We start from the raw sequence: 4,718 nt of genomic DNA on the forward strand, positions 1-4,718 counted from the left end.
CGGCCGGGTCGCGCTGCACCTGCACCAGGCCGGTCGTTACCGCGAAGCGGTGACCCACTGGCTGCAGGCCGGTGAACAAGCCTTTGCCCGCGGCATGCTGCCGGAAGCGGCGCAGCACTTTCAGGATGCCCTCGACTGCCTCCAGAACGACCTTGCCGACAGTGCTTCGCTCAACGAGGCCGACACCCTGCGAGCCCTCAGCGGGCTGGGATCGGCCAGCCTGGCGCTGATGGGCTACGGCTCGCGCACGGTCCACGGCCTGTTCGAACGCGCGGCGGAGCTGTCGCGGCCCGAGCGCGACCCCGTGGAGCATTTCCGCGTACTGTGGGGGCTGTGGCATGGAGCCGGATCCTGTCAGGGCTTCGACGAAGCCGCCCGCCTTGCGCACGAAGCGGAGATGGTGGCGGAGCGTTCGGGTGATCGTCTGCTGCGGATCGCCGCCAGCTACGCCCAGGGCAACACCTGCTTCTGGACCGGGCACTTCCGCCAGGCCATGGACCACCAGACAAGGGCACTGGAGCTCTACCAGCCGCGCGATCACGCGCACCTGATCGCCCGCCACACCGAGAACCCCGCCATACTGTCACGCGCCTTTTTCGCCTGGACGCTGCTGTTTTCCGGCAACCACGAGCGAGCCTGGGTGGAGATGGACCGGGCCTGCCAGCACGCCGACCAGCTCGATCACCGGCCGACCCAGGCCTTCGTTTACAGCTTTCGCTCGGCCCTCGGCTTCTTCGCCGACCGCCCGCACGAAACACTGGCGGCCTCGCGCAAGGCCCACGACATCGCCGAGGCCTACGACTACCCGCTGTGGCGTACCGGGGCCATCGCGGTGTCCGCCTGGGCGCGCACCCGCCTGGGCGATGACCAGGCCGTGGACATCATCCGCGAGCAGGTGGAGATCATGCGCGGCGTGATGGACGGCGTCAGCACCCTGTTCCGGCTGTTCCTGCTGGACGCGATCCGGCGCGGAGCCCCCGATCCGCAGGAATGCCTGACGATCGCCGATGCGGCACTGGCCAGCTCGCTGCAGCGCGGTGACCGCTGTTTCCAGCCGACCATCCGCCTCCAGCGTGCCCGCAGCCTGCTGGAACTCGCGCACGGGGCGGATCCGGAGGGGTGGCAGGAACTGGAACGGGCACGCGCCGATGCGCGGGAACAGGGCAATCCCAACGTGGAGCGTCTGGTGCTGCTCGAGGTCGAACGGCATGCCCGCGACCCCGACTGGCGGCAATGGGTGGCCCGCAGCCTGCGCCAGGTCGACCAGTGCATCATCGGCAACCCGGGTGCCGAGGCCCTCAGCCACGACCTGCCGCGCGAGGCCTGATCCGCGCGGCTCACACCAGGTTGCGAAGCCAGCCGCGCAGCATGTAACGGATCAGGGCCAGCAGCAGCACCGCCACCACCGAGAACAGCACATGCGGGAGCGACATCCCGAGGATGGCGAACGCGATCGCGTTCCCGGCCGCCGGCGGATGGGCCGTGTCCGAAATGAGCATCACCAGACTGGCACTCGCCAGCGCGGCCCCCGCCGCCATCGCGAGGGCGGCATCGCCGTTGCCGAACACGCCCGCGGCGTACGGTACCGACCACAGCCAGCCCACTGCGATGCAGAGGACGTGCCCGCCGATCAGCCGGCGCGCGGTGGCGGTCGGATAATGCGGCATCGCGAAGGTAATGAACGCGCTGGAACCAATGGCCGCCACCACGACCACCTCGGTGACCATACCCAGTCCCGCCACCAGCCCCGCGATCACCAGAAATGCCACACCCACCTGCTGCAGGTAATGCTGCGGATGCCGGAAAAACTGACGGTCTATGAGGTAGAATTTCACGCTGCGGTTTCCGGGGGAGTGGCGGAAGCCGAAGTTTAGGCAAACACCCAACGGGGGTACACCTCCGGATTTTCTGGACGGCCACGCCGGTCCGGTCCATTATTCTGCCAAAGGGGGAATGGCGGGAAGTCCTGCCGGGCACGCGGATCGCGCGTGTGGCCGGTGGTCACCCCGCGGGGAAGGCGCCATGACGCACAGCAACGAGCAAGCCCGGGACGACCTGCTGGAACGCGTGCGCCGGCTCAACGAGATCGGGATTGCGCTGTCGGCCGAACGCGACAAGCCGCAGCTGCTGGAACAGATCCTGAGCAACGCCCGGGCCCTGACCGGTGCCGACGCCGGATCCGTGTATCTGCTGGATTCCGACCGCCAGGAGCTCGAATTCGCCCTGGTGCAGAACGATACCCTGCGCCTGCACCTTGGCGGTACCGGCGACCCGGTGGACGGCAAGCTGCCCCCGGTCCCCCTCCACCATCCGGACGGCCGACCCAATGACCGTCTGGTGGTGGTGTGGTCGGTACTCAATGACCGCACTGCGAACATCGAGGACGTCTACCGCGAACAAGAGTTCGACTTCTCCGGCACACGCGACTTCGACGAACGCACCGGCTACCGCACCTGCTCCAACCTGACCGTTCCCCTGCGCAACCACGAGGGGAACGTCATCGCAGCGCTGCAACTGCTCAACAAGACCGTGGACGGCGGCATCCGGGCGTTCGACGAACAGGACCGGGATCTTGCGCGGTCACTCGCCTCGCAGGCCGCGGTGGCTCTCACCAACCAGCGCCTGATCGACGAGCTGCGCGAACTGTTCGACCACTTCGTCCAGGTCATCGCCACCGCCATCGACGCCAAATCGCCCTCCACCGGCGCCCACTGCCGCCGGGTCCCCGAGGCCACCCTGCTGCTGGCCGAGGCCGCCAGCGAATCCGGCGACCCCGCGGTCCGCGATTTCCGGTTCGGGCCCGACGACTACTACGAACTGCGCACCGCCGCCTGGCTGCACGACTGCGGCAAGGTCGTCACGCCGCATCACGTGATGGAAAAGTCCACCAAGCTGGAAGGTATCTTCGACCGCATCGACGAAATCGGCGACCGGGTCGAGGTCCTCGCACGCGACCACGAGATCCGGCAGTTGCGTGAGGCTCTCGCCCGCCAGCCCGGCGGCAGCGAAGCCCTGCAGGAGGTGGATCGCGCCAGCGCCGAACGCCGCGAGGGCCTGAACCAGGACCTCGAATTCCTGCGCCGCTCCAACACCGGTGGCGAATTCATGACCGACGAGGACATCGCCCGTATCGAGGCCCTCGCCCACCGCCACTGGACCGCGCTGGATGGCACGCAACGTCCATTGCTGGACGCAAACGAGGTCCGCAATCTGTGCATCCGGCGCGGCACGCTCAACGACGAGGAACGCGGGATCATGGAGGGCCACATGACCGTGGGCATGCAGATGCTGGAACAGCTCCCCTTCCCGCGTCACCTCCGGCGGGTCCCGGAGTACGCCCTGGGCCACCACGAACGCATGGACGGGCGTGGCTATCCTCGCGGCCTGACCCGCGACCAGCTGTCGATCCCGGCACGCATCATGGGCATCGCCGACGTGTTCGAGGCGCTGACGGCTCCCGACCGCCCGTACAAGAAGCCCATGCCCCTGTCCCAGGCACTGACCATCATGGGACGCATGGTCGAGGACGGCCATCTCGACCCCGACCTGTTCCGGGTGTTCGTCGACGAGGGCGTGTACCGGCGCTACGCCGAACAGCAGCTCGACCCACGCCAGATCGACGAGATCGACACCGACCGCCTCCCCGGGATCCGGCGTCCCTGAACCCCGCGCACGGAGATCGCGCCATGTCCGTCCTGATCACCCGCACCCGTCCCCCCGAAATCCGTCGGCGCTGGCGGCATCTGCCGGTCCTCGTCCTGGTGGCCGCGCTCGGCCTGACCGCCACGTCCGCGTCGGCCCGGGGGGACAGCCCGGTTGAACGGCTGGAACGCCTGAACGAGGCCGGCGACCACGCCGACGCCTTCACCCTGGGCCAGGAGCAGTTCGAGGCACACGCGGGCGATCCGGACTTCGATCTGGCGTTCGGCATCGCCGCGCTGGAAAGCGGTGAACCCGACCATGCCCTGCTGGCCTTCGAGCGCGTGCTGATGCACGACCCCGAGGCCCCCCTGCCACGCCTGGAGCTGGCCCGGGCGCATTTCGCCATGGGCAGCACGATCGCCGCCCGGCGCCATTTCAGCCGCGTCCTGGAACGCGACCCGCCACCGCCCTCGGCGGTGGTCCGCCGCATCGAATGGTTCCTGACGGCGATCGAGGAGCGCGAGGCCCGGCGTCCCGCGCCGGTCCGCGATGCCGTCACCCGCTGGCATCTGGGCGCACGCCTGGGACACGACAGCAACGTGGGCGCCCACACCGATGACGACGTGGCCCTGTTCGGCGTGCTGCCCCTGCAGCTGCCCGACCCCGAAAGCGACCGTTTTTTCGAACTGTACGGCGGCTTCGCTCACCAGCGACAGACGAGCGACCGCCGGGGCTGGTTCCTGCAGGGCGGACTGGAGGGACGCGGATATCATTCCGAACGCGACTTCGACCGCTACACCGCCCGGCTGCGCGGCGGGCCGGTACTGCTCGGAGACGGCTGGCGCCTGACCCTGCCCCTGGAACTGCGTCACACCCGCCGCGACGACGATGTCCGCAACACCCGGGCCACGGCCGGCGCCGAATGGACCCTGCGCCCGGGTCGGCCGCTGGAATACACCCTGTTCGGGCAGGTCAGCCGGGGGTCGGGGCGCCAGCTGACGCGGGCACCGGCCGCGACCCCGTCCACATCGCGGGCGTCGGCGGGCTTGTGCTGCACCCGGCTGACCTGCCCGAAC

The 4,718-nt window shown here is 69.0% G+C and carries 3 protein-coding genes and 1 pseudogene; 3 read left to right on the forward strand and 1 reads right to left on the reverse strand.

Features of this window, described 5'->3' with window-relative positions; translation table 11 throughout:
- Positions 1–1,327, forward strand: a pseudogene (locus tag B1A74_RS13635) (AAA family ATPase); the annotation flags it as partial.
- A gap of 10 nt (positions 1,328–1,337) precedes the next feature.
- Here B1A74_RS13635 and B1A74_RS13640 read toward each other — a convergent pair.
- Positions 1,338–1,835: an HPP family protein gene (locus B1A74_RS13640; protein WP_018946228.1), complete on the reverse strand. Its 498-nt coding sequence runs from the start codon at positions 1,833–1,835 to the stop codon at positions 1,338–1,340.
- A 187-nt stretch (positions 1,836–2,022) separates the two neighbouring features.
- On the opposite strand from B1A74_RS13640, the gene B1A74_RS13645 reads away from it, so the two are divergent.
- Positions 2,023–3,663 (forward strand): HD family phosphohydrolase, encoded by a 1,641-nt coding sequence (locus tag B1A74_RS13645; RefSeq protein ID WP_077244954.1) that lies wholly within the window; start codon positions 2,023–2,025, stop codon positions 3,661–3,663.
- A gap of 23 nt (positions 3,664–3,686) precedes the next feature.
- A partial coding sequence (locus B1A74_RS13650) for a tetratricopeptide repeat protein (protein ID WP_244269234.1) occupies positions 3,687–4,718 on the forward strand: 1,032 nt, incomplete at its 3' end.

The organism is Thioalkalivibrio halophilus (genome assembly GCF_001995255.1).
GTDB lineage: Bacteria > Pseudomonadota > Gammaproteobacteria > Ectothiorhodospirales > Ectothiorhodospiraceae > Thioalkalivibrio > Thioalkalivibrio halophilus.